Genomic DNA, 23,330 nt, shown 5'->3' with positions numbered 1-23,330 from the left:
CCCATCGAGTGGTACCGTTCTGGTATGGCCATGAACCTGCGTCTCCGCGACGACCAGACCGAGGCACTCAAGCTGCGCGCCGAGCAGGAGGGCACGAGCATGCACGCCCTCCTCCTCCAGGCCGTCGACGACTACCTCGCCCGGACCGCCCAGCAGGCGATCGTGCGGAAGACCGCCATGGAGCAGGCGGCCAAGTGGCACGAGCTCATGGAGCGGCTCAAGTGAGCTGCGTCTATCTCTCCGCCGAGGACGTCCTGGCCGTCGCCGAACACGCGGTGGACGACCAGGTCGTCGTCGTACGCGACGCGGGACTGCTCGAATCGGCCGTCCACCGGCCGTCCGCCGCCATGTTCGGCGAGGAGGCGTACCCCGACCTCCTCGGCAAGGCCGCCGCACTGCTCCAGTCGCTCGCGGTCAACCATCCGTTCCTCGACGGGAACAAGCGCACCGCCTGGCTGTCCTGCGTGACCTTCCTCGCCATGAACGGCGTCCAGCTCCGTCCCGACATCGACGCGGCGGAGCGCCTGGTCATCTCCGTGGCGACCGGCGAGACCGACGAGGTGAAGGTGATCTCCCAGGGACTTCGCGAGCTGATCGCCCCGGACGTGAGCTGAATCGCAACCGTCCCGGACCCGCCCCGTTTCGTACGACGTTCCCGTCGGGCCGCCGGTAAGGTGGCCCGGTTGTCATATCTGGACTGTCATACCGTGACGAGCGTCGAACCCGGAGATCGTGACTACTACCGCCACCTCCTCCCATCACCTTTCTCCCGCCTTCCCAGGACGGGCCCCCTGGGGTACCGCCGGCAAGCTGCGCGCCTGGCAGCAAGGGGCGATGGAGAAGTACATCCAGGAGCAGCCCCGTGACTTCCTCGCGGTCGCCACGCCCGGCGCAGGCAAGACCACCTTCGCGCTGACCCTCGCCTCGTGGCTGCTGCACCACCACGTCGTGCAGCAGATCACCGTCGTCGCCCCCACCGAGCACCTGAAGAAGCAGTGGGCGGCCGCGGCGGCGCGGATAGGGATCAAGCTCGACCCCGACTACAGCGCCGGGCCGCTCAGCAAGGAGTACGACGGGGTCGCCATCACGTACGCCGGTGTCGGCGTCCGCCCGATGCTGCACCGCAACCGTTCCGAACAGCGCAAGACCCTCGTCATCCTCGACGAGATCCACCACGCCGGAGACTCCAAGTCCTGGGGCGAGGCCTGCCTGGAGGCCTTCGAGCCCGCCACCCGGCGCCTCGCGCTGACCGGCACGCCCTTCCGTTCCGACACCAACCCCATCCCCTTCGTCACGTACGAGGAGGGCAACGACGGCATCCGGCGGTCCTCCGCCGACTACACCTACGGCTACGGCAACGCCCTCGGCGACGGCGTCGTCCGGCCCGTCATCTTCCTCTCCTACAGCGGCAACATGCGCTGGCGCACCAAGGCCGGCGACGAGATCGCCGCCCGCCTCGGCGAGCCGATGACCAAGGACGCCGTCTCGCAGGCCTGGCGGACCGCCCTGGACGCCAAGGGCGACTGGATGCCGAACGTGCTCCGCGCCGCCGACCAGCGCCTCACCGAGGTCCGCAAGTCCATCCCGGACGCCGGCGGCCTCGTCATCGCCTCCGACCAGGACTCGGCCCGCTCGTACGCGAAGCTGATCCGGGAGATCACCGGCACCAAGGCCACCGTCGTGCTCTCCGACGACGCCGGTGCCTCGAACCGGATCGACGAGTTCAGCGAGAGCACCGACCGCTGGATGGTCGCCGTCCGCATGGTGTCCGAGGGCGTCGACGTGCCGCGCCTCTCCGTCGGCGTGTACGCGACGACGATCTCGACCCCGCTGTTCTTCGCCCAGGCCGTCGGCCGTTTCGTGCGTTCGCGCAGACGCGGCGAGACCGCCTCGGTGTTCCTTCCCACGATCCCCAGCCTCCTCGGTTTCGCCAACGAGATGGAGGTCGAGCGCGACCACGTCCTCGACAAGCCGAAGAAGGCGGGCGAGGACGAGGACCCGTACGCCGAGTCCGAGAAGGAGATGGCCGAGGCCGAGCGCCAGCAGGACGAGGACACCGGCGAGCAGGACATGCTGCCCTTCGAGGCGCTGGAGTCCGACGCCGTCTTCGACCGCGTCCTCTACAACAGCGCCGAGTTCGGCATGCAGGCCCACCCCGGCAGCGCCGAGGAGCAGGACTACCTGGGCATCCCGGGCCTCCTCGAACCCGACCAGGTCCAGCTGCTCCTGCAGAAGCGCCAGGCCCGGCAGATCGCGCACAGCCGCAAGAAGCCGGACGAGGAGGCGGACCTGCTGGAACTCCCCGCCGAGCGGCGCCCTGTCGTTTCCCACAAGGAACTGCTCGAACTGCGCAAGCAGCTCAACACGATGGTCGGCGCGTACGTCCACCAGACCGGCAAGCCGCACGGAGTGATCCACACGGAGCTCCGCCGGGTCTGCGGCGGACCGCCGAGCGCGGAGGCCACCGCCGGGCAGATCCGGGAACGGATCAAGAAGGTCCAGGAGTGGGCCACCCGCATGCGGTGACGTTTCAGCGAACGGCTGAGGCCCGTACGACGGCGTTCGTACGGGCCTCACTCGTCCCGCGGCGGCGGGACGGGCCCCGGAGACAGGCCCCCACGGCTGGTCTCCGGGCACCCTCCACGCTACGGGCACGACAAAGCCGATCTTGTCCGCCAAAGTCCCGCGTCTGACCGACGAAGGTCCCGAACCGTCTCTATACGGTCGCCGGCGCCCGGATTCTGGACGAGGTCTTCCGCTGAGCGGAGCGGGTCGCTACTGTCCCGGCTCAAAAGCAATCGCCCCGTGGCAGCGCCGCCGCGGAGCGCAGCCGGTGTACCCCTTCCTGCCGGCGGCCTCTGACGTGCGTCGCCGACGGGACCGGCGACGCGACCCCGTGAGAGCACCGCCGCTACTCACTCCGAAGGAGAGGGCGTCGTGACCGCGGAGACCTCCCAGACGCTCGACCGGGGACTCAGAGTCCTCAAACTGCTCGCCGACACCGACCACGGCCTGACCGTCACCGAGTTGTCCAACAAACTCGGCGTCAACCGGACCGTCGTCTACCGCCTGCTCGCCACGCTCGAACAGCACGCCCTCGTCCGGCGTGACCTCGGCGGACGCGCCCGCGTCGGCCTCGGCGTGCTCCGGCTCGGCCGGCAGGTCCACCCCCTGGTGCGGGAGGCCGCGCTCCCCGCGCTGCGCTCGCTCGCCGAGGACATCGGGGCGACGGCCCACCTGACCCTCGTCGACGGGGCGGAGGCGCTCGCCGTCGCGGTCGTCGAACCCACCTGGACCGACTACCACGTCGCCTACCGGGCCGGTTTCCGTCACCCGCTCGACCGGGGCGCGGCCGGCCGGGCCATCCTCGCCGCCCGCCAGGGCGGACTGATCGAACCGGGCTTCACGCTCACCCACGGCGAGCTGGAGGCGGGCGCGAGCGGCGCGGCCGCGCCACTCGTCGGCGTGACGGGCGTCGAGGGCTCCGTCGGCGTCGTCATGCTCGCGGACGCGGTCCCCGAGCGGGTGGGACCGCGGGTGGTGGACGCGGCCCGGGAGGTCGCCGACGCGCTGCGCTAGGACGCGCGGCGGGGCCCCCGGTCCACGGTGGTGCCCGGGGCGCGGACGGCCGTACGGGTGCCGCTTCGGCCGTCGTCCGCCCGGCACCCGCCCGTACCTGGGGCCGTGCCCCGGGCCCGGCGGTCGCGTGCGTCCCAGTAGATTGGGGGCGTGCTCTCCAGTCTCTCCCGTCCCCGTGCTCTCGCGGTCTGCGCGCTGCCCGTCGTCGCGCTGTTCGCCGTCGCCGGGCTCGCGCCGCTCCCGTACGCCATCGCGCAGCCCGGTTCGACCGCCGACGTGCTGGGCAAGGACAACGGGCAGGAGGTCATCACCATCAGCGGCGCGCCCGTGCGGCCCACCGAGGGGCAGCTGCGGATGACGACGATCGTCGCGACCGGGCCGTCCACGGACGTGGACCTCGCCGATGTGGCCGACGCCTGGTTCCGTACCGACCGGGCCGTCCTGCCGAAGGACTCCGTCTACCCCTCGGGGAAGTCCGACGCCGAGATCGAGAAGCACAACCTCGGGCAGATGAAGGAGTCGCAGGACGCGGCCACCCTCGCCGCCCTCGGCTACCTGAAGCTGGACCCCGAGAAGGTGAAGGTGACCCTGAACCTCGCCGACATCGGCGGGCCGAGCGCCGGGCTGCTCTTCTCCCTCGGCATCGTCGACAAGCTCGACGGCGACGGGGGCGGCGGAGACCTCACCGGCGGCCGGATCGTGGCCGGTACGGGCACGATCGAGCCCGACGGCACGGTCGGCGCCGTCGGCGGGGTGTCCCTGAAGACCCAGGCCGCCGCCCGGGACGGGGCCACCGTCTTCCTCGTACCGAAGGCCGAGTGCTCGGACGCGCAGGCCGAGCTGCCCGACGGCCTGCGGCTCGTCCCCGTCACCGCGCTCAGCGACGCGGTGGCGTCCCTCCGGGCCCTTGAGCAGGGGCAGGAGTCGAAGGTTCCGGCCTGCTGACCTCCGCCCCGCGCGCAAGCCCCGCCTTCGGGGCCTCCATGCTCCGCCAGGACGGGAGCACCAGCGGCGAGAGGGAGGCCAGGAGGTACACGGCGGCGACCGTGAGCAACGCCGGGGTGAGCCCCGCCCGTTCCACCAGGAACCCGGCGGCGAGTCCGCCCAGCGGGGTGGTGATCAGCACGGAGGCCGTACTCGCTCCGCCGACGCGGCTGCGCAGACCCTCGGGGACGGTCTCGTAGAAGACGGTCGACAGGATCGGGTTGAGCACCCCGGCCCCCAGCCCGCCGACGGCCATCACCACGAGCAGCGGCACGGTGGTGTCGGTGAACGCCGCCGTCACGTACACCGGGGCGCCGGTGAGCAGGAATCCGGCCGCGAAGACCGGCCGGCGCGGGAAGCGGTGGCCGACGGCCCCGTAGAGCAGCGCACCGACGAGCGCGGAGCCGCCGGAGACGGCGACGAGCAGTCCCAGCGAGGCCGAACCGCCCAGGGACTCGCGGGCGTGCAGCGGCAGCAGGACCGCGTTCCAGCTCTGCGCCAGGCCGTTGGTCGTCATCACCGCGACGTTGATGCCGAGGAGCAGCGGGGTGCGCAGCAGGAACGAGTACCCCTCGCGCAGATCGGCCCGGTAGGCGGCCGGGGAGAGCGGCGGGGCGCCCCGCACGGGTTCGGCGGCGGGGACGCCGCGCAGCCCCGCGAGGACGAGCAGCGCGGAGAGACAGAACGTGGCCGCGTCGACGTACAGGACGGTGTCGGCACCCATGAAGGCCACCAGCAGGCCGGCGAGGGCGGCGCCGGTCATGCGGGCGCCGCGCGAGACGGCGTCGTAGAGGCTGGCGGCGCGGGAGAGCGGGGTGTCCGCGTGCCGGGCCAGGTCGGGGATGAGGACGTTGCGCGCGGTCTCGCCGGGGGCGTGGAAGAGGCCGGTGACGGCCATCAGCGCGCACAGCATCCAGAACCGCAGGAGCCCGGCCTCGTTGAGGAGCGGGATCGCGGCCAGCGCCAGGGCGCAGACCAGGTCGGAGGCGATGCTGACCCGCCGGCGGCCCAGCCGGTCGATGACCGGGCCGCCGGCGATCGCCGAGACCAGGACGGGCAGCGCCGCGCAGAAGGCGACGAGCCCGGCCTTGCCGGGGCTTCCCGTGGTGTCGAGCGCGAACCACGGGACGCCGATGATGGTGAGTGAATTGCCGGTGATGGAGACGGCGTTGGCGGTCAGGACGGTGGCCAGCGGGGTGCGGTCCCGCCGCGGCGGGTGCCCGCCGGTGTCCTGGCCCGGTTCCGCCGTGTCCGCTTCTCGTCCCCCCGAAGCGGTCATGCGGCGAGGGTCACCTGGCGGTGCGCGGGGGTGGCCAGCCGCAGACCCAGCTCCACGAGCTTCCAGCCGAGCTGGGTGCGGAGGGTGGTGCCGGTGAGGTGGGTGGCGCGGTGGGCGGCGGCTTCGCGGTGGAGTTCGGCGGCGTGCAGCTGGTGGAGGTGGAGGTGGATGTCGGCGTGCATGGCTCCGTGTTCCTTCCGTCAGTTCTCGTGCTGCGGGAATGCGTGCAGGTGGATCCGGACGCGCTCGGCGTCCGGCGCGTCCGCCTCCTCGATGCCCCGGTACGTCTCGATGAGCTCGTGCATCTTCCGGTCGAGCTCGCGGAGCTTCTCGGGGGGCAGGCGCAGGGTGAAGTCGCTCATGTCGAAGGCGGCGAGCCAGCGCTCGCCCCAGTCGTGCCGGGTGCCGAGGAAGGTGCCCAGCTCCTGGGTGTGAATGGTGGCGATCTCGTGCGAGTAGATGTCGAGGGCGCCGCGCACCTCCGGGTCCGGGTCCGCCGAGAGCGTCTCGTCGGCGGTGGTGCCCTCCTGCCCGGCCTTCCACCACCGCTCCCGGCCCTTGCCCCGCGTCGGGTCGTCCTCGACGAAGCCGTGGGCCGCGAGCTGGCGCAGGTGGTAGCTGGTCGCGCCGCTGGACTCGCCGAGGCGCTCCGCCAGTTGGGAGGCGGTGGCGGGGCCGTGCTTGCGCAGGGCGCGCAGCAGCTGGATGCGGAGGGGGTGGGCGAGACCGCGCAGGCTGCGGGGGTCCAGTTGGCGGGTCGGGAATTCCTCGGGCTGGGACATGGCTCAGAGCGTAGAGTTGCAAAGAAGTAGTTGCAAGGGTTTTTTGCAACTACTTCTTTGCAAGGGTTTCTTTGGAGCTTTGGCAGGGGCAGCGGCAGCAGCAACCGCCGCCGTCTCCGGGCGGCCCGGCCTACTCCTGCGCCGCCTGCTCCACCAGCGGGATGATCCGCAGCGGCACCGGGTTCTCCATCACGATCGCGGTCGACGCCCGCACGATCCCCTCGAAGGCGACCACCTTGTCGATCACCCGCTGGAGGTCCGCGTTCGAGCGCGCGACCAGGCGGCACAGCATGTCCCCGTGACCCGTCGTCGTGTGCAGTTCGAGCACCTCGGGCACCGTCGCCAGGTGCCCCCGCACATCCGCCCCCTGCCCCTGCTTGATCTCCAGGGTCGCGAACGCCGTCACCGGATAGCCCAGCGCCGCCGGATCCACCTGCGGCCCGAACCCCCGGATCACCCCGCTCGCCTGGAGCCGGTCCAGCCGCGCCTGCACCGTGCCCCGCGCCACCCCGAGCCGCCGGGAAGCCTCCAGGACCCCGATGCGCGGCTCCCGCGCGAGGAGCGTGATCAGCCGGCCGTCCAAATGATCGATCGCCACAACGGTCTCCCCATGGTCAGGATGTACAAGTCGCACGGCCATACTCGCGTGTCGCTGTGCAACATGCCCAGCAGATCAGCGAACTCTTGCGCACCTTGCCAAACGGCGGGACATTGCTGCCATGACTGAGACCATCGATCACACCCCCTCCACAGCGCGGCAGGCCGATCCCTTCCCCGTGAAGGGAATGGACGCGGTCGTCTTCGCCGTCGGCAACGCCAAGCAGGCCGCCCACTACTACTCCACGGCCTTCGGCATGAAGCTCGTCGCCTACTCCGGACCGGAGAACGGCAGCCGCGAGACCGCCAGCTACGTCCTCACCAACGGCTCCGCCCGTTTCGTGTTCACCTCCGTCATCAAGGTCTCCACCGACTGGGGCCGCTTCCTCGCCGAACACGTCGCCGAACACGGTGACGGCGTCGTCGACCTGGCGATCGAGGTGCCGGACGCCCGCGCCGCGTACGCCTACGCCGTCGAGCACGGCGCCACCGGCATCACCGAGCCGTACGAACTGAAGGACGAGCACGGCACCGTCGTCCTCGCCGCCATCGCCACCTACGGCAAGACCCGCCACACCCTCGTCGAGCGCTCCGGCTACGACGGCCCGTACCTCCCCGGCTTCGTCTCCGCGAACCCGATCGTCGAGCCGCCGGCGAAGCGCACCTTCCAGGCCATCGACCACTGCGTCGGCAACGTCGAGCTCGGCAAGATGAACGACTGGGTCGGCTTCTACAACAAGGTCATGGGCTTCACGAACATGAAGGAGTTCGTGGGCGACGACATCGCCACCGAGTACTCCGCCCTCATGTCGAAGGTCGTCGCGGACGGCACCCTCAAGGTGAAGTTCCCGATCAACGAGCCCGCGATCGCGAAGAAGAAGTCGCAGATCGACGAGTACCTGGAGTTCTACGGCGGGGCCGGCGTCCAGCACATCGCGCTCGCCACCAACGACATCGTCGCCACCGTCCGCGCGATGCGCGCCGCCGGTGTCGCCTTCCTCGACACCCCCGACTCGTACTACGACACGCTCGGCGAGTGGGCCGGCGAGACGCGGGTCCCCGTCGAGACCCTGCGCGAGCTGAAGATCCTCGTCGACCGCGACGAGGACGGCTACCTGCTGCAGATCTTCACGAAGCCGGTGCAGGACCGGCCGACGGTCTTCTTCGAGATGATCGAGCGGCACGGGTCGATGGGCTTCGGGAAGGGCAACTTCAAGGCGCTCTTCGAAGCGATCGAACGAGAGCAGGAAAAGCGCGGCAACCTGTAGCGCGCCCCCGTGTGGGCAATCGTCCCGCAGGGCGGGACGGGTGGGCACACGGGACGGCGCGCTTGGCGGCGCCTCCGCCCCTTGTGCCTGGACCCGCACCTACTGCGCGGCACGCATCCGGTGCGGGTTCAGGCGCGAAAGCCTAGGCCCGGCTAGGGGCACCGTCCGTTGTGCCCACCCTCCCCCAAGCTCTCGGCTTCGCTCGAGCAGGGGGGACCCCCATCGCCCCTGGCGGACGATTGCCCACAACGGGGCGGAGGTCTCGGGGGAGTTCGTCCGGGGGGTCACCGAGGGTCGTCGCCGCCTCCCGCGCCGCCCCCGCGTGCAGCGGCGAGAAGTGCGGGTTGATCCGCAGCGCCTCCGCCAGGTGGCGGCGGGCCGGCCCGTACTCCTCGACGGCCCGCTCGATCATCCCCCGGTGGTAGGAGAACAGCGCGCTCCGCAGCCCCTCGTCCGTGGCCCTCTTCGCGTACTCCAGCGCCTCCTTGGGCGCGCCCGACCGGTACAGCGCCCACCCCAGCGCGTCCGCCACCCGCACCGAGCGGTGTCCGCGCGCCCACTCCGCCCGCATCCGGGTGACCGCCGCCGCCGGATCGCCGTGGTCGGCGTCGAGCAGCGCCAGGGCCACTTCCCCGCGGACCCAGGTGCCGGTCCGCAGCCGCTCGTACAGGGCCCGCGCGTCCCCGTCCAGGCCCAGTGACTCGTGCAGTTCGCCGGCCTCAAGGACGTACTCCGGGAGCGGCAGCCGGGCGAGCGCCGCCCGCCAGTCCCGCAGCGCCTCGTCGGTCCGGCCGAGCGCCGTGAGCGCCCGCGCGCGGCCCGCGAGCGAGGGCCCGTGGTCCGGTACGAGCCGCAGCGCCGTCCCGTACCGGCCGAGCGCCTCTTCCGGTTCGCCCCGCTCCCACGCCAGGTCCCCGAGCCGCGCGAGCGAGGCCGCCTTCTCGGCGTCGGTCTCCGCGAGCGCCGCCGCGTCGAGGGCGGCCGCGTCGGCGTCCTCGCGCCAGCCCCGGTCGCGGAAGGTCTGCGAGGCCCTGGTGCGCACCGCGGCGCCCGAGTGGAGCTCTTCCAGGGTCTCCATGGCCTTCTGGGCCGCCGCGTAGTCCCCGAGGCCGTTGTACGCGTCCATCAGGACCGGGTAGGCGGGCCACCGTTTCGGGTCGGCCTTGCGGACCTTCTCGCCCCATTCCTTCGCCGACTTCCAGTCGCCGCGCGCCCCCGCGAGCGCCCCCAGCGCCAGCTGTGCGTCCAGATTGCCGCGCGCGGCGGGCCGTTCGGCGAGGGAGCGCCGCAACGCCCGTTCGGCCCGCGGGTAGTCCCGCGGGTCCCCGCGGCGCATCCCGCGCTCCGTGTACGCCGCGCCGAGCTCGGCCCAGGACGCGTCGTCGCCGGGGTGGGCGCGCAGCCACTTCTCCCGGTCGGTGATCAGCGCGGCCAGGTCGGGCAGCGAGGCCTGCGCGCCCGCGTGCGCCGCGATCGTCGCCCGTTCCGCGGGGCCGGGCGGGGCCGGCGGCCCCTGGTCGAGGAACTCGGGGACGTACACCAGCGCCGTCGCCGCGAGCACCGCGCCCACTCCGGCCGCCAGGACCGTCCTCGACACGTTCTGCGTCTTCATGGCGCTCACTGTGCTCCCGCCCGCACCTGTACGAAGAGCACACGAAGCGCCCGCCCCGGCGGGTTCACACCGATGGCCCCGGGTGCCACGCTGGACGCATGGACGATCTTCTGACGCGACTGCGCGCGGGTCTCCCCGCCGAGGCGCTGCTCACCGATCCGGACGTGACCGCCTCCTACGCGAACGACATGGCGAGCTTCTGCGAGTCCGGCGCCCCCGCCGTCGTCGTGCTCCCGCGCACCGTGGAGCAGGTGCGGCACGTGATGCGCACCGCGACCGAACTCCGCGTCCCGGTCGTCCCCCAGGGCGCCCGCACGGGCCTCTCCGGCGGCGCCAACGCCTCCGAGGGCTGCATCGTGCTCTCCCTGGTGAAGATGGACCGCATCCTGGAGATCAACCCGGTCGACCGGATCGCCGTCGTCGAACCGGGTGTGATCAACGCCGTGCTCTCACGGGCCGTCGCCGAGCACGGCCTGTACTACCCGCCGGACCCGTCCAGCTGGGAGATGTGCACCATCGGCGGGAACATCGGTACGGCCTCGGGGGGCCTGTGCTGTGTGAAGTACGGGGTGACCGCGGAGTACGTCCTCGGTCTCGACGTCGTCCTCGCCGACGGCCGCCTCCTGACCACCGGCCGCCGCACCGCCAAGGGCGTCGCCGGATATGACCTGACCAGGCTCTTCGTCGGCTCGGAGGGGAGCCTCGGCATCGTCGTGCGGGCCGTCCTGGCCCTGCGGCCGCAGCCTCCGGCGCAGCTCGCGCTGGCCGCCGAGTTCCCCTCGTCGGCGGCCGCCTGCGAGGCCGTCTGCGCGATCATGGAGCGCGGCCACACCCCGTCGCTGCTCGAGCTGATGGACCGCACCACCGTCCAGGCGGTCAACAAGCTGGCGCGCATGGGTCTGCCCGACACCACCGAAGCGCTGCTCTTGTGTGCCTTCGACACCCCGGACCCGGCCGCCGACCTGGCCGCCGTCGGGGAGCTGTGCAAGGCGGCGGGCGCCACGGAGGTCGTCCCGGCCGCGGACACCGCCGAGTCCGAACTCCTCCTCCAGGCGCGCCGGCTCTCGCTCACGGCCCTGGAGACGATCAAGTCCGCGACGATGATCGACGACGTGTGCGTGCCACGGACGCGGCTCGCCGAGATGCTCGACGGCACGGCGGCCGTCGCCCGGAAGTACGGCCTCACCATCGGTGTCTGCGCGCACGCCGGAGACGGCAACACCCATCCCGTCGTCTGCTTCGACCACACCGACGAGGACGAGTCGCGGCGCGCCCGCGAGTCCTTCGACGAGATCATGGCGCTCGGCCTCGCGCTCGGCGGCACGATCACCGGCGAGCACGGTGTGGGCGTCCTCAAGAAGGACTGGCTGGCGCGGGAGCTGGGGCCGGTCGGCCTGGAACTCCAGCGCGGGATCAAGGCCACGTTCGACCCGCTGGGGCTGCTCAACCCCGGAAAGCTCTTCTGAGTCCCGCTCCGCACGAGGGGGTACGGGGCTCACTGCTCGCCGTCCTGCGACTCGTCCGACGGCCACGGGTCGCGCAGCCACAGCTCGTCGGCGATCACGGTGGTGGCCAGGAGTTCGGCGAGGCCGTCGTCGATGCCGAGCCGGTCGGACTCGGTGCCCGGCGGCACCGCGCGCAGGGTCCGCTCCAGCCAGGCGGACACCTGCGCGGACGGGGCTTCGAGCAGCGCGTCGCCGTCGGGGGAGGAGAGCGCCATCAGGACGACGTTGCGGCCGTCGACCTTGGTGGGCCAGATCCGCACGTCGCCGTGGCCGCAGGCACGGAACACGCCCTCGACGAGGAGTTCGCGGGCGAACGTCCAGTTGACCGGGTGGTCGGTGCCGACGTGGAACGTGATGTGGACGGCGTACGGGTCGTCGGTGCGGTAGGCGAGCCGGGCGGGGACGGGGACGGCGCGCTCGGGCGAGAGCACCAGCTTCAGTTCCAGCTCGCGCTCGACGGTGGTGTTGTCGGTGTTCTGCACGGTCGTTCTCCCTCTCGCGGACCGGCCCCGGGCGGGCCTTCACCAGGAGAGAGCGGGGCACCCACGGCTCATTACGCGACTTCGGGAAGTTTTTTCGGGAAGTTTTTTCCGGGTAGGAGGTGCGAGGGGACGGTAGCCGGCGGGCAAGGCCCATGTACCGGCCCGAACATCACCGGGAGTGATCGATTCCGGTACGCGTCCCCCCGAAGGCGGGCTTTCTCCCGGGCTCTTTCTTCCCTCGGGGACGTTCTTCGTTACTGTCCTCCTTGGGCGCGGCACGCCCGGCACGCGGCCGCGCGGATCAAGGGCGTTGTGACTGAACGGAGTCGGGGCAGTGGCTACTCCTCCTGGAGGCGGCGAAGAGGTACCGCAGGCGGGGTACTACCCGGACCCGTCCATTCCCGGATACATCCGGTTCTGGAACGGCGCCGCCTGGGTCCCCGGCACGAGCCGGCCCGCGCCCAAGGACGGCGAGGCCGCGCCCCGTCCGCCCGCCTCGGCGATCCCGGCCGGCCCGATCCTGGCCTCCGGCCCGGCCCCCGCGCCCGTCTCCGTGCAGAGCGTCGCCGAGCCCGCGCGGCCCGCCGCCTCCGCGCCGCCCGCGCAGGTCCAGGCCCCGGCGCACGTCCCCGCCCAGGCCCAGGCGCCCGCACCGGTCCCGACCGTCGAGGAGACCGGGCCGGTCTTCTTCGACGAGGAGCCGGCCGCGGCCGAACCCGCCTCCGCCTGGCAGGCCGACACCTCCCGCCAGACCGGCTTCGGCGGCGAGCGCGACCAGCGGGTCTCCTGGGGCTCGCCCCGGACCCCCGACCCGCGGACCCCGGCGGACTGGCCGGTGGCCGGCGCGAACGAGCCCACCGAGGTGCGGGAGCCCGCTCCCGAGCGCGCCGCCGACCCCCGGACGGCCGGGGGAGCCGCGCGGCTCGGCGGCATGCCCGTCACGCCGATGCCCACGCCCGCCCCCGCCCAGCGCCAGCCCGAGCCGGCCCCCCAGGCCCCGCAGGCTCCTGAGCCCCCTCAGACCCCGCACAGCCCCCAGTCCTCCCAGGCGCCTCAAGCCCCCCGGACCCCCCAGACCCCTCAGGCCCTCCGGCCCCAGCCGGCCGCGCCCCAGCCGGCCGCGCCCGAGCCGGTGACGGCGGCCCCCGCCCCCACCCCCGTACAGCAGACGCCCGTACAGCAGACGCCCGTACAGCGAACGCCCGTCCAGCAGCCCCCCGTACAGCAGTCGCCCACCCCGGCTCCCGTACAGCAGGCGCAGGTTCCGGCTCCCGCGCCCGCGGCCCCCTCCTGGGCCCAGCAGTCCCAGCCGCAGGAACAGCAGCAGCCCGTCGTCCCCTGGAAGCCGCCCGTCGACGACCTGTTCGTGCAGGCGGCCCGCGCGCAGGCCTCCGCCCGCCCCGCGGGGCTCGGCCGACGGCTGCTCGCCCGGCTGGTCGACACCCTCGTCCTGGGCGCGCTCGTCGGCGCCGCCGCGTTCCCGTTGGTGACCGCGGCCCTCGACCACATCGACGGCAAGATCGAGGCGGCCAAGCAGTCCGGCGCCACCGTCCAGGTCTGGCTGGTGGACGGCACGACCTCCGTCCAGTTCGGCATCGCGCTGGCCGCGTTCCTCGTCATCGGTGTCCTGTACGAGGTGCTGCCGGTCGCCAAGTGGGGCCGCACGCTCGGCAAGAAGCTGTGCGGGATCGAGGTGCGGGACATCGAGGCGCACCAGCCGCCGAGGTTCGGAGCGGCGCTGCGCCGCTGGCTCGTCTACGGGGTCCTCGGGCTCCTGGCCATCGGGGTGCTCAACGTCCTGTGGTGCCTCTTCGACCGGCCCTGGCGCCAGTGCTGGCACGACAAGGCCGCCCGTACCTTCGTCGCCCGCTGACCCGCCGCCGTCCCGGACCCCCGACGGCCGGGGGTCCCCCGAACGGGCGGTGATTCCTTGCGGGGGCTCCCGGCCCGGGATGCACTGCCCCCATGAGCACCGACCAGCCGCCGCCCGACCAGCCGCCCGAGGACGACCCCTTCCTCAAGAGGCCGCAGGAGCCTCCGCCGCCCTCCGCCGGCCAGCCGCCCCCGCCCGGGCCGCCGCCTTCGTCCGGGCCGCCGCCGTCCGGACCGCCGCCCCCCGAGGGGCCCCCGTCCGGGAGTCCGTACGGACCCTCGGGGGGTTCGCCGTACGGCCCCACGGGCGGCTCCCCGTACGACAACGGCATGCCGCCGCCCCCGCCCCCGTACGGCGGCTACGGCGGCGGTTACGGCGGGAGCGACCCGCTCTCCGGGATGCCGCCGCTCGCCGAGTCCGGCAAGCGCATCATCGCCCGGATCATCGACTGGCTGATCATCGCGATCCCGCTGGCGCTCATCGGCATCCCGTTCGACATCTACTCGCGGGCGACCGACGACGGCAACGACTTCGGCGACACGGTCAACAGCCTCAACGGCGGCAGCCAGCTGGTCTTCCAGCTGATCACGATCGTCGCGTACGTCGCGTACGACACGGTGATGGTGGCGAAGGACGGCCAGACCCTCGGCAAGAAGTGGATGAAGCTGCGGGTCGCGATGCTCAACGACGGCTCGACGCCCCCGATGAGCCAGTCGCTGCTGCGCGCCGTGGTCCTGTGGCTGCCCGCGCTGATCTGCTGCGCCTGCCTGTGGCCGCTGCTGATCCTGATCCTGATCCTGGTCGACAAGCCCTACAAGCAGGGTCTGCACGACAAGGCGGCGAAGACGGTGGTGGTCTCCGTCCCGCGGTGAGCGGACCCCTTCACGAAGAGATCCGGGCATCGGCCCCCGCGCCCACACGCGGTGCCGGTACCCGGATCTTCTCGTTCTCGGGGGAAGCGGCGGCCTGTGCCTGGACGTGCACCGGAACCTGCGCCGGAACCTCGTCCGGGGCCTTGACGGCGGTCGTCCGCACCGGCATCGTCACCGCCACGAGCAGTCCGAGCAGCAGTCCGGCGAGGCTGACCGCGGTGATGCCCAGGGTGCTGGTGGTGCCGGAGAGCAGCAGCAGGGCGACGGTCGCGACGACGACGGTGGCCGAACCGTAGGCGAGCTGCGCGGCGTTCGGTCGCTGCATGACGGGTACCGCCCTCTCAGGACAACGGTTCGACTCCCTACGGCAGTGGATGCCCGGGCGGACCCAACGTAAGCGTGAGCCACCCCACAGTGCCGGGTGCACAGGGGGCGCACGGAGTCATGCGGGCGAGCAAGTGCCGCCGTCAATGCGCCTCTTGAGGTCCGGGGGGCGTCCGGGGAGGGACAGGAGAGTGTCCGGATATCGAAATCCGACTCCCACATAGTGCACTTGGTCTGTGCAAGTCAAGATCTGTCTTTTCTTGTCTCCCTCCGGTCGAATGTCGTCACTTGTGACGCGCGACCCGCCGGACGGACACCCCACCTTCGGTCCGAAGCGCGGGCGCCGGGGAGGACATATCAAGTGACCAACAGACGACGGGCGATCAGAGCGTCCGCAGTCGTCGTGGCGCTCGCGGCCACCGCCGCCACCGCCTCGACCTTCACCACCGCCTGGGCCGACAACCACGGCAGCGTGACGCCGGCCGGCATCCAGACCGTCGACAAGACGACGGTCGACCACGACCTCGAAGGCCCCTACAGCGAGCAGCAGGCGCAGCAGCGCAAGGCTGCCCTGGAGCAGGTGCTGAACGGCGAGGCCAAGGTCGAGAGCCGCAACGGCTCGAAGGTCGTCAAGCTCGACAGCAAGAAGTACGTCGAGCTCGGCCGGGAGAAGACCGACAAGATCTTCACGATCCTCGTCGAGTTCGGCGACCAGGTGGACAACACCACCCTGGTCGACCGCAAGGACGACGACACCCCGGACCTCAAGCCGAAGTACGGCGGCGAGCCCGGCCCCCTGCACAACCGCATAGCCAAGCCGGACCGTGCGAACGACAACTCCACGGCCTGGCAGGCGGACTACAACCAGAAGCACTTCCAGGACCTGTACTTCGGCACCGGCAAGGACGCCAAGGGACAGCCCAAGGAGTCGCTGAAGACCTACTACGAGAAGACCTCGTCCGGCCGCTACTCGGTCGACGGCACGGTCTCCGACTGGGTCAAGGTCCCGTACAACGAGGCCCGCTACGGCTCGAACTACTGCGGCCAGACCAACTGCTCCAACGTCTGGGACACCGTCCGCGACGGCCTCGACGCCTGGACGGCCGACCAGAAGGCCAAGGGCAAGACCGACGCCCAGATCAAGGCCACGCTGGCCGAGTACGACCAGTGGGACCGTTACGACTTCGACGGCGACGGCAACTTCAACGAGCCCGACGGCTACATCGACCACTTCCAGCTCGTGCACGCGGGCGAGGACGAGTCGGCCGGCGGCGGCGCCGAGGGCACCAACGCCCTCTGGGCCCACCGCTGGTACGCCTACGGCACCAACGCGGGCAAGACCGGCCCGGCGAACAACAAGGCCGGCGGCACCCCGATCGGCAACACCGGCATCTGGGTCGGCGACTACACGATGCAGCCGGAGAACGGCGGCCTCGGCGTCTTCGCGCACGAGTACGGCCACGACCTCGGTCTGCCGGACCACTACGACACCGCGGGCGGCGAGAACTCGACCGGGTTCTGGACCCTCATGTCGTCCGGTTCCTGGCTCGGCCAGGGCAAGGACGCCATCGGCGACCTGCCCGGCGACATGACCTCCTGGGACAAGCTCCAGCTCGGCTGGCTGAACTACGCCAAGGTCAACGACTGGCAGCGCTCCACCAAGACCACCCACAAGCTGGGCGTCTCGGAGTACAACACCAAGAACCCCCAGGCGCTCGTCGTCGAGCTGCCGAAGAAGAACGTCACCACCGACATCGTGGCCCCCGCCGAGGGCGCCACGCAGTGGTGGAGCAACATGGGTGACGACCTCAAGAACACCCTGACCCGCTCCGTCGACCTGACCGGCAAGACGGCGGCCTCCCTGGAGCTCCAGGGCTGGTACGACATCGAGGCCGAGTACGACTACCTCTACACCGAGGTGTCGACCGACGGCGGCGCCAACTGGACGGCCCTGGACGGCACCGCCGACGGCGTTGCCCTCCCGCGCGACGCGGCCGGCTCCCCGGCGCTGACCGGCGTCTCGGACACCCGCAAGAAGCTCGTCTACAACCTGGGCGCCTACGCGGGCAAGAAGTTCGACCTCCGCTTCCGCTACCAGACGGACGGCGGCGCGGGCGGCAAGGGCTTCACGGCCGACGCCATCACGCTGACCGCCGACGGTGCCGCCGTCTTCTCGGACAACGCCGAGAACGGTGACAACGGCTGGGTCGCCAAGGGCTTCTCGCGGGTCGGCAAGGGCTTCACGAAGGAGTACGAGCAGTACTACATCGCGGAGAACCGCCAGTACGTCTCGTACGACAAGACCCTCAAGGTCGGCCCGTACAACTTCGGGTTCACGGGTGCCAAGTCCAGCTGGGTCGAGCACTACGCGTACCAGAACGGTCTGCTCATCTGGAAGTGGGACCTGTCCCAGAAGGACAACAACACCTCCCAGCACCCGGGCGCCGGTCTGATCCTCCCGATCGACGCGCACCCGAGCCCGCTGAAGTACTCCGACGGCACCCTGATGCGCAACCGCGTCCAGTCGTACGACGCGCCGTTCAGCCTCTCCCGTACGGACGGCTTCGCGCTCCACAAGGCCGGCGTCGGCACCTGGGTCCCGTCCCAGGCCGGCAACCCGGTCTTCGACGACCGCAAGGGCACGTACTGGTACAAGGAGACCGAGCGCGCCGGTGTCCAGGTAACTGACACCAACACCAAGATCCAGGTCGTCAAGGAGCCGAAGGATGGCCAGACGATCACGGTTCAGGTGGGCCCCTCCACCAAGTAATTGGTAAAACCGCAGGTCAAAGCGTGATCGGCCGTCGCCCTCTAGCGGGCGGCGGCCGATCGTGTTTAGGTGCGTCTGACAGGCCAGACCGATGTTCTTATTGACAGTCGATCCACGGGGGAGTGGTTCCGCATGCCCAACGGAGGGTTCTGCAAGTTGCCGGGAGGCAGCGTGGTCGTCGCGATAGGGCTGCCCAGCCCGGCCCGCGACGGCGCCACCGTCCGCTTCCTGGTGCACGCCGCGAACCGGGCCCGCGCCCTGACCAGGCTGCGGAACCTCGGACTGCGGGCGGTCTACCTCCGCGGGAACAGCGAGCCGCCCACCCCGGACGAGATCACGGCCGTCCTGCACCACCCGGACGGCCTGCTGTGGAGATCGACCCCGGGCGCGGCCCAGGAGCTCTGGCACCCCGTACGGTCCCTCCCCAGGGAACCGGCGGCATAGTCGGCCGTCGGGCCACCGGAGGCCTCAGGCCCACCCGGCCGTCAGGCCACCCGGCCGTCAGGCCACCACCGGCTTGCCCGTCAGCTCCACGCCCGCCGTCCGGAGCTCCTCCAGGGCCCGGTCCGTGGTCTCCTTGGCCACGCCGGCCGTCAGATCGAGCAGGACGTGGGTCCGGAAGCCCGCCCGCGCCGCGTCCAGGGCCGTGGCCCGGACGCAGTGGTCGGTCGCGATGCCGACCACGTCCACCTCGGTCACGTCCCGCGCGCGCAGCCAGTCCGCGAGCGTCCGCCCGTTCTCGTCGAAGCCCTCGAAGCCGCTGTACGCCGCGGAGTACGCGCCCTTGTCGAACACGGCGTCGATCGCGCCGCTCGCCACGGCGGGCGCGAAGTTCGGGTGGAAGCCGACGCCCTCCGTGCCGGCCACGCAGTGCACCGGCCAGGAGGACACGTAGTCCGGCTGCTCGCCCGCCGGGGCGAAGTGCTCGCCCGGGTCGACGTGGTGGTCGCGGGTGGCGACCACGTGCCGGTAGGAGGTGCCCGCCGTCTGGCCGACCAGGTCGGTGATGGCGGCGGCGACGTCCGCGCCCCCGGTCACCGCGAGGCTGCCGCCCTCGCAGAAGTCGTTCTGCACGTCCACAACGATCAATGCGCGGTGCATGGCGGGTGTCCTTAAGCGCGTCGGGGAGGGGTCGGTTCGAGCCTAGGACCTTCCCCCTCCGCCCGGGAGGGGGCAGGTCCTACAGGTACTCCGTCGGCAGCACCGGCTCGCCGCGGGAGAGCTGGATCGCCGACATCGGCAGCCCCGCGCGGGCCGCGATGTGCCGGGCCCTCGCCGTCTCCAGCGGCTCCCTGGCCACCACGTCGCCGCCCTTGACCAGCTCGACCAGGAGCTGGTGCCCGGCGAGCTCCGGCGGGACCGGGCCGGTGCCCACGACCTCCGCCTCGGCGACCCCGGCCGCGTCGGGCCGGCGCGCCGCCCACTTGCGGCCGCCGACCGAGGCCTTGCCGCCCAGGGACTTCTTGGCGACGGGGGTGAGCGGGGCCTTGGGGTCGGCCGAGGAGGCCCGGGCGACCAGCTTGTAGACCATGGAGCAGGTCGGGTGGCCGCTGCCGGTGACGAGCTGGGTGCCCACCCCGTACGCGTCGACCGGCGCGGCCGCGAGCGAGGCGATGGCGTACTCGTCCAGGTCCGAGGTCACCACGATCTTGGTGTCCCGCGCGCCCAGCTCGTCGAGCTGGGACCGGACCCGGTGGGCGACGAGCAGCAGGTCGCCGGAGTCGATGCGGACGGCGCCGAGCTCGGGCCCGGCGACCTCCACTGCTGTCCGGACGGCCTCGGTCACGTCGTAGGTGTCGACGAGCAGGGTCGTGCCCCGGCCGAGGGTCTCGACCTGGGCCTGGAAGGCGTCCCGCTCGCTGTCGTGCAGCAGGGTGAAGGCGTGGGCGGAGGTGCCGACGGTCGGGATGCCGTAGCGGAAGCCGGCCGCGAGGTCCGACGTGGAGTCGAAGCCGCCGACGTACGCGGCGCGGGAGGCGGCGACGGCCGCCAGTTCGTGGGTGCGCCGGGCGCCCATCTCGATCAGCCGCCGGCCGCCGGCCGCGGCCGACATGCGGGAGGCGGCGGCGGCGATGGCCGAGTCGTGGTTGAGGATCGAGAGGATCACCGTCTCCAGGAGCACGCACTCGGCGAAGGAGCCCTCGACGCGCAGCACGGGCGAGCCGGGGAAGTACACCTCGCCCTCGGGGTAGCCCCAGATGTCGCCGGAGAAGCGGTAGCGGGCCAGCCACTCCAGGGTCGGCTCGTCGACGATGCCGCGCTCGCGCAGGAAGCCGAGGACGGCGGGGTCGAAGCGGAAGTTCTCGACGGCGTCCAGGACCCGGCCGACGCCCGCGAGGACGCCGTAGCGGCGGCCTTCGGGGAGCCTCCGGGTGAAGACCTCGAAGACGGAGCGCCGGTCGGCGGTGCCGCCCCTGAGGGCGGCCTGGAGCATGGTCAGCTCGTACTGATCGGTGAAGAGCGCGGTCGACGGCACGTCCACCGGCAGCCCAAGGTCCGCAGCGTTCATGTCAGCGATGCTAGCGCAGAAATCGTCAGAGTGACGAATAGTGTGGCGGGCGGGTGGCGAGCGGGTGACCCCGTTTGTGCGACGGACCCTCCGGGGTGGCAGCATGGGGTGAGTGAGCGTCGCGCCAATTGAGATCGAACGTACGGAATCGGCCGAGGAGGTCTCCGCGGTCGTCGAACCGGACGTGCCCTGGGTGACCCTCGTGCACAACGATCCGGTCAACCTGATGAGCTATGTGACGTACGTCTTCCAGTCGTACTTCGGATACTCCAAGGACAAGGCGCACAAGCTGATGCTCGACGTGCACAACAAGGGCCGCGCGGTGGTCTCCAGCGGCACCCGCGAGGAGATGGAGCGCGACGTGCAGGCGATGCACGGCTACGGCCTCTGGGCGACCCTCTCCCAGGACCGCTTCTGATGGCCGGACGCTTCGAGACCCTGCCCGGCGGTGGCGCCGCCGTCGCCCTCGACGACGTCGAGATCTCCATCCTCCGCTCCCTCGCCGTACAGCTCATGGAGCTGATCGGCCCGGGTGACGAGCCCGCGGAGGACGCCGACCCGCTCGCCGCGCTCTTCGCCGAGGGCCCGAGCAAGCCGCCGTCCGACCCCGCGCTCAAGCGCCTCTTCCCCGACGCGTACGGGGACGACAGCGAGGAGCTGCGCGCGGCCGCCTCCGACTTCCGCCGCTACACCGAGAACGACCTGCGGGCCCGCAAGCGCGAGGACGCCCTCGTCGTGGTGCGCGTCCTGGACTCGCTCTCCGCCGAGGCGGCGGGCGAGGGCGGCGCGGTCCTGAAGCTGACCCCGGACGAGTCCCGGGCCTGGCTCGGCGCGCTCAACGACCTCCGGCTGACCATCGGGACCCGGCTCGACGTCAAGGACGACGACGGCGAGCAGCTCTACCGGCTGCCGGACTCCGACCCGCGCAAGCCGATGGTGATGGCGTACCTCTGGCTCGGCGCCCTCCAGGAGTCCCTCGTCGAGACCCTGATGCCCTGACGGCACCCCCTCGGAACACCCCTCCGTGGCGGGGTGTTCGCTCAGCGGACGCTCAAATCCGGATAACGAATGCGTTATCAGAGCGTCCGCTTCGTCGTCTTGTGTCCCTTTTTCCCGGCGCTTTCCGTGACGTGCGCCACAGCCGACTCCCTCGATCACGCCCCCGGCCGTGATAAATCTTCACGACCGCTCGGGGACGCCACCCCTGTTCCCGAGGGCGCTTTGACCGGCTGACCGCCGGTGGCACTCCATCCACATCCGGGGGGATCAGGATCTGATCCGCGGCAGACGCACTCGCAGTCGCGCGGATCAGCATGGAGAAAGGCGCACCACCATGACCTCAGTGCAGGTCGACAAGCAGCACGACGGCAATGAGGCCGCGGACTCCGTCTCGGGCGAGGGTTACCACCGGGCACTCGGCGCCCGCCAGATCCAGATGATCGCGATCGGCGGCGCCATCGGCACCGGCCTGTTCCTGGGCGCGGGCAAGGGCATCTCCATCGCGGGACCCAGCCTGATCCTCGCGTACGCCATCGCGGGCCTCGTCATCTTCTTCATCATGCGGGCGCTCGGCGAGCTCCTCATGTACCGCCCGGTCTCGGGCTCCTTCTCGGAGTACGCCCGCGAGTTCATCGGCCCGTTCGCGGGCTTCGCGACCGGCTGGACGTACTGGCTCTTCTGGGTGGTCACCGGCATCACCGAGGTCACCGCCGCGGCGACCTACATGACGTACTGGTGGGACATCCCGCAGTGGCTCTCCGCCCTCGTCTTCACCGTGATCCTCTACGGTGCCAACCTGATCTCCGTGAAGCTCTTCGGTGAGCTGGAGTTCTGGTTCTCCATGGTCAAGGTCACCGCGATCGTCGGCATGATCCTGATCTGCGCCGGCATCCTCACCCTCGGCTTCTCCGACGCCGGCGACACCGCCTCCGTCACCCACCTGTGGGACCTCGGCGGCTTCTTCGCGGGCAAGGACGGCATCTTCTCGACCCTGATGACCCTCCAGATGGTCATGTTCGCGTTCCTCGCGGTCGAGCTGGTCGGCGTCACGGCCGGCGAGTCGAAGGACCCGAAGACGGTCCTGCCGAAGGCCATCAACACCGTGCCGTGGCGCATCGCCGTCTTCTACGTCGGCGCGCTGATCATGATCCTGTCGGTCGTCCCGTGGACCGAGTTCAAGCCGGGCGTCTCCCCGTTCGTCGCGGCCTTCGAGAAGATGGGCCTCGGCGTCGGCGCCGCGATCGTCAACTTCGTCGTCCTGACGGCGGCCCTGTCCTCCTGCAACTCGGGCATGTACTCCACCGGCCGCATGCTGCGCGACCTCGCGCTCAACGGCCAGGGCCCGAAGGTCTTCACCAAGCTGACCAAGTCCGGCACCCCGCTCGTCGGCACCACCTTCTCGGCCGCGCTGATGATGGTCGGCGTCTGGATCAACTACCAGTGGCCCGGCGAGGCGTTCAACTACGTCGTCTCCTTCGCCACCATCTCCGGCATGTGGGCCTGGATCGTCATCCTGATCTGCCAGATCCGCTACCGCCTCAAGGCCGACCGGGGCGAGCTGCCGCAGTCGTCCTTCCGGGCGCCCGGCGGCATCTGGGCCAGCGTCTTCGCGCTCGCCTTCATCGCCATGGTCGTCGTGACCATGGCCATGGACGCCGGCAACCGGGTCGCGCTGTACGGCGCGCCGGTCTGGGGCCTGATCCTCGCCGTCTCCTACCTGGTCCTGAAGTCCCGCGACCCCGAGGGCGCCGCCTTCGCCAAGCGGCCCTAACCAGGTCCCCGCGAGCGGTCGCCCCAGGTCGACCGGCCGTCCCCAAACGGCCCCCGACCCCGACCGTCTCGGCATCCGGGCCGTCCCGTACCACTCCTCGGTACGGGGCGGCCCGTCGGCTTAT

23 protein-coding genes are annotated in these 23,330 nt (G+C 71.3%); 14 read left to right on the top strand and 9 right to left on the bottom strand.

Annotated features, from left to right (window positions below; genetic code table 11):
* Positions 1-24: 24 nt before the first annotated feature.
* The 5 genes from DEJ43_RS13370 (at position 25) to DEJ43_RS13350 (ending at position 4,524) form a co-directional block, all read left to right on the top strand.
* A complete protein-coding gene (locus tag DEJ43_RS13370) occupies positions 25-225 on the top strand; it encodes a ribbon-helix-helix protein, CopG family (protein WP_015033897.1) in 201 nt (66 codons plus the stop codon).
* A complete protein-coding gene (locus DEJ43_RS13365) occupies positions 222-614 on the top strand; it encodes a type II toxin-antitoxin system death-on-curing family toxin (RefSeq protein ID WP_015033896.1) in 393 nt (130 codons plus the stop codon). Before DEJ43_RS13370 ends, DEJ43_RS13365 begins: the two co-directional genes overlap by 4 nt.
* A 118-nt stretch (positions 615-732) precedes the next feature.
* On the top strand, positions 733-2,526 hold the full coding sequence (locus DEJ43_RS13360; RefSeq protein ID WP_015033895.1) for a DEAD/DEAH box helicase: 1,794 nt from the start codon (positions 733-735) through the stop codon (positions 2,524-2,526).
* Positions 2,527-2,937: 411 nt separating this feature from the next.
* Positions 2,938-3,579: an IclR family transcriptional regulator gene (locus DEJ43_RS13355; protein ID WP_015033894.1), complete on the top strand. Its 642-nt coding sequence runs from the start codon at positions 2,938-2,940 to the stop codon at positions 3,577-3,579.
* 150 nt (positions 3,580-3,729) lie between these two features.
* The gene (locus tag DEJ43_RS13350; protein WP_015033893.1) at positions 3,730-4,524 is read left to right on the top strand and encodes a S16 family serine protease; all 795 of its coding nucleotides are present in this window, start codon (positions 3,730-3,732) and stop codon (positions 4,522-4,524) included.
* On the opposite strand, the gene DEJ43_RS13345 is transcribed toward DEJ43_RS13350, so the two are convergent.
* The 4 genes from DEJ43_RS13345 to DEJ43_RS13330 all read right to left on the bottom strand — a co-directional run bounded on the left by DEJ43_RS13345 (position 4,457) and on the right by DEJ43_RS13330 (position 7,222).
* A complete protein-coding gene (locus DEJ43_RS13345; RefSeq protein WP_015033892.1) occupies positions 4,457-5,842 on the bottom strand; it encodes an MFS transporter in 1,386 nt (461 codons plus the stop codon). The genes DEJ43_RS13350 and DEJ43_RS13345 overlap by 68 nt on opposite strands.
* The gene (locus DEJ43_RS13340; protein WP_015033891.1) at positions 5,839-6,024 is read right to left on the bottom strand and encodes a hypothetical protein; all 186 of its coding nucleotides are present in this window, start codon (positions 6,022-6,024) and stop codon (positions 5,839-5,841) included. Before DEJ43_RS13340 ends, DEJ43_RS13345 begins: the two co-directional genes overlap by 4 nt.
* A gap of 18 nt (positions 6,025-6,042) precedes the next feature.
* Complete coding sequence (locus DEJ43_RS13335) at positions 6,043-6,624, bottom strand: ArsR/SmtB family transcription factor (RefSeq protein ID WP_015033890.1); 582 nt, start codon at positions 6,622-6,624, stop codon at positions 6,043-6,045.
* Between the two features lie 130 nt (positions 6,625-6,754).
* Positions 6,755-7,222, bottom strand: a complete 468-nt coding sequence (locus DEJ43_RS13330) for an Lrp/AsnC family transcriptional regulator (RefSeq protein ID WP_041662431.1) — start codon at positions 7,220-7,222, stop codon at positions 6,755-6,757.
* A 121-nt stretch (positions 7,223-7,343) separates the two neighbouring features.
* On the opposite strand from DEJ43_RS13330, the gene hppD reads away from it, so the two are divergent.
* Positions 7,344-8,489 (top strand): 4-hydroxyphenylpyruvate dioxygenase, encoded by a 1,146-nt coding sequence (gene hppD, locus DEJ43_RS13325; protein ID WP_015033888.1) that lies wholly within the window; start codon positions 7,344-7,346, stop codon positions 8,487-8,489.
* 142 nt (positions 8,490-8,631) lie between these two features.
* Here the strand turns inward: hppD and DEJ43_RS13320 are convergent, their stop codons facing one another.
* Positions 8,632-10,101 carry a tetratricopeptide repeat protein gene (locus DEJ43_RS13320; protein ID WP_202490753.1) on the bottom strand — a complete coding sequence of 490 codons (1,470 nt, stop codon included), beginning with the start codon at positions 10,099-10,101 and terminating at the stop codon, positions 8,632-8,634.
* A gap of 98 nt (positions 10,102-10,199) precedes the next feature.
* On the opposite strand from DEJ43_RS13320, the gene DEJ43_RS13315 reads away from it, so the two are divergent.
* Positions 10,200-11,567, top strand: coding sequence for an FAD-binding oxidoreductase (locus tag DEJ43_RS13315; RefSeq protein WP_015033886.1), 1,368 nt, complete (start codon positions 10,200-10,202; stop codon positions 11,565-11,567).
* Between the two features lie 29 nt (positions 11,568-11,596).
* Here DEJ43_RS13315 and DEJ43_RS13310 read toward each other — a convergent pair whose 3' ends face one another.
* Entirely contained in the window at positions 11,597-12,088 is a 492-nt protein-coding gene (locus tag DEJ43_RS13310) for an SsgA family sporulation/cell division regulator (RefSeq protein WP_015033885.1), read from the bottom strand.
* Between the two features lie 334 nt (positions 12,089-12,422).
* Between DEJ43_RS13310 and DEJ43_RS13305 the strand changes: the two genes are divergently transcribed.
* Together DEJ43_RS13305 and DEJ43_RS13300 are read left to right on the top strand one after the other, a co-directional pair.
* Positions 12,423-13,961, top strand: coding sequence for an RDD family protein (locus DEJ43_RS13305; protein WP_150253459.1), 1,539 nt, complete (start codon positions 12,423-12,425; stop codon positions 13,959-13,961).
* A 92-nt stretch (positions 13,962-14,053) separates the two neighbouring features.
* On the top strand, positions 14,054-14,833 hold the full coding sequence (locus DEJ43_RS13300) for an RDD family protein (protein ID WP_015033882.1): 780 nt from the start codon (positions 14,054-14,056) through the stop codon (positions 14,831-14,833).
* A 10-nt stretch (positions 14,834-14,843) separates the two neighbouring features.
* On the opposite strand, the gene DEJ43_RS13295 is transcribed toward DEJ43_RS13300, so the two are convergent.
* Complete coding sequence (locus DEJ43_RS13295; RefSeq protein ID WP_015033881.1) at positions 14,844-15,158, bottom strand: hypothetical protein; 315 nt, start codon at positions 15,156-15,158, stop codon at positions 14,844-14,846.
* 360 nt (positions 15,159-15,518) lie between these two features.
* Here DEJ43_RS13295 and DEJ43_RS13290 point away from each other — a divergent pair, with 360 nt between their 5' ends.
* Both DEJ43_RS13290 and DEJ43_RS13285 read left to right on the top strand, forming a co-directional pair.
* On the top strand, positions 15,519-17,927 hold the full coding sequence (locus tag DEJ43_RS13290; protein ID WP_015033880.1) for an immune inhibitor A domain-containing protein: 2,409 nt from the start codon (positions 15,519-15,521) through the stop codon (positions 17,925-17,927).
* Between the two features lie 132 nt (positions 17,928-18,059).
* Entirely contained in the window at positions 18,060-18,371 is a 312-nt protein-coding gene (locus DEJ43_RS13285) for a hypothetical protein (RefSeq protein ID WP_015033879.1), read from the top strand.
* Positions 18,372-18,428: 57 nt separating this feature from the next.
* Here DEJ43_RS13285 and DEJ43_RS13280 read toward each other — a convergent pair whose 3' ends face one another.
* Both DEJ43_RS13280 and DEJ43_RS13275 read right to left on the bottom strand, forming a co-directional pair.
* Positions 18,429-19,028: an isochorismatase family protein gene (locus DEJ43_RS13280; protein WP_015033878.1), complete on the bottom strand. Its 600-nt coding sequence runs from the start codon at positions 19,026-19,028 to the stop codon at positions 18,429-18,431.
* Between the two features lie 79 nt (positions 19,029-19,107).
* Positions 19,108-20,436 (bottom strand): nicotinate phosphoribosyltransferase, encoded by a 1,329-nt coding sequence (locus tag DEJ43_RS13275; protein ID WP_015033877.1) that lies wholly within the window; start codon positions 20,434-20,436, stop codon positions 19,108-19,110.
* Between the two features lie 112 nt (positions 20,437-20,548).
* On the opposite strand from DEJ43_RS13275, the gene clpS reads away from it, so the two are divergent.
* The 3 genes from clpS to DEJ43_RS13260 all read left to right on the top strand — a co-directional run bounded on the left by clpS (position 20,549) and on the right by DEJ43_RS13260 (position 23,206).
* Entirely contained in the window at positions 20,549-20,854 is a 306-nt protein-coding gene (gene clpS / locus DEJ43_RS13270; RefSeq protein ID WP_015033876.1) for an ATP-dependent Clp protease adapter ClpS, read from the top strand.
* Positions 20,854-21,435, top strand: coding sequence for a DUF2017 domain-containing protein (locus DEJ43_RS13265; protein WP_015033875.1), 582 nt, complete (start codon positions 20,854-20,856; stop codon positions 21,433-21,435). Before clpS ends, DEJ43_RS13265 begins: the two co-directional genes overlap by 1 nt.
* A gap of 334 nt (positions 21,436-21,769) precedes the next feature.
* Positions 21,770-23,206 carry an amino acid permease gene (locus DEJ43_RS13260; protein ID WP_015033874.1) on the top strand — a complete coding sequence of 479 codons (1,437 nt, stop codon included), beginning with the start codon at positions 21,770-21,772 and terminating at the stop codon, positions 23,204-23,206.
* Positions 23,207-23,330 lie beyond the last annotated feature (124 nt).

Origin of the sequence: Streptomyces venezuelae ATCC 10712 (assembly GCF_008639165.1) — a bacterium.
In the GTDB taxonomy this organism is placed as follows: domain Bacteria; phylum Actinomycetota; class Actinomycetes; order Streptomycetales; family Streptomycetaceae; genus Streptomyces; species Streptomyces venezuelae.
This window is presented reverse-complemented; position numbering and strand designations above follow the sequence as displayed.

What these genes read in the sequence shown, in the direction of transcription:
- DEJ43_RS13340 (WP_015033891.1), bottom strand. Translation starts at nt 6,024, where the DNA reads ATGCACGCCGACATCCACCTCCACCTCCACCAGCTGCACGCCGCCGAA.
- DEJ43_RS13320 (WP_202490753.1), bottom strand. Translation starts at nt 10,101, where the DNA reads ATGAAGACGCAGAACGTGTCGAGGACGGTCCTGGCGGCCGGAGTGGGC.
- DEJ43_RS13260 (WP_015033874.1), top strand. Translation starts at nt 21,770, where the DNA reads ATGACCTCAGTGCAGGTCGACAAGCAGCACGACGGCAATGAGGCCGCG.
- DEJ43_RS13370 (WP_015033897.1), top strand. Translation starts at nt 25, where the DNA reads ATGGCCATGAACCTGCGTCTCCGCGACGACCAGACCGAGGCACTCAAG.
- DEJ43_RS13295 (WP_015033881.1), bottom strand. Translation starts at nt 15,158, where the DNA reads ATGCAGCGACCGAACGCCGCGCAGCTCGCCTACGGTTCGGCCACCGTC.
- DEJ43_RS13280 (WP_015033878.1), bottom strand. Translation starts at nt 19,028, where the DNA reads ATGCACCGCGCATTGATCGTTGTGGACGTGCAGAACGACTTCTGCGAG.
- DEJ43_RS13285 (WP_015033879.1), top strand. Translation starts at nt 18,060, where the DNA reads ATGCCCAACGGAGGGTTCTGCAAGTTGCCGGGAGGCAGCGTGGTCGTC.
- DEJ43_RS13265 (WP_015033875.1), top strand. Translation starts at nt 20,854, where the DNA reads ATGGCCGGACGCTTCGAGACCCTGCCCGGCGGTGGCGCCGCCGTCGCC.
- DEJ43_RS13315 (WP_015033886.1), top strand. Translation starts at nt 10,200, where the DNA reads ATGGACGATCTTCTGACGCGACTGCGCGCGGGTCTCCCCGCCGAGGCG.
- DEJ43_RS13345 (WP_015033892.1), bottom strand. Translation starts at nt 5,842, where the DNA reads ATGACCGCTTCGGGGGGACGAGAAGCGGACACGGCGGAACCGGGCCAG.
- DEJ43_RS13275 (WP_015033877.1), bottom strand. Translation starts at nt 20,436, where the DNA reads ATGAACGCTGCGGACCTTGGGCTGCCGGTGGACGTGCCGTCGACCGCG.
- hppD (WP_015033888.1), top strand. Translation starts at nt 7,344, where the DNA reads ATGACTGAGACCATCGATCACACCCCCTCCACAGCGCGGCAGGCCGAT.
- DEJ43_RS13335 (WP_015033890.1), bottom strand. Translation starts at nt 6,624, where the DNA reads ATGTCCCAGCCCGAGGAATTCCCGACCCGCCAACTGGACCCCCGCAGC.
- DEJ43_RS13300 (WP_015033882.1), top strand. Translation starts at nt 14,054, where the DNA reads ATGAGCACCGACCAGCCGCCGCCCGACCAGCCGCCCGAGGACGACCCC.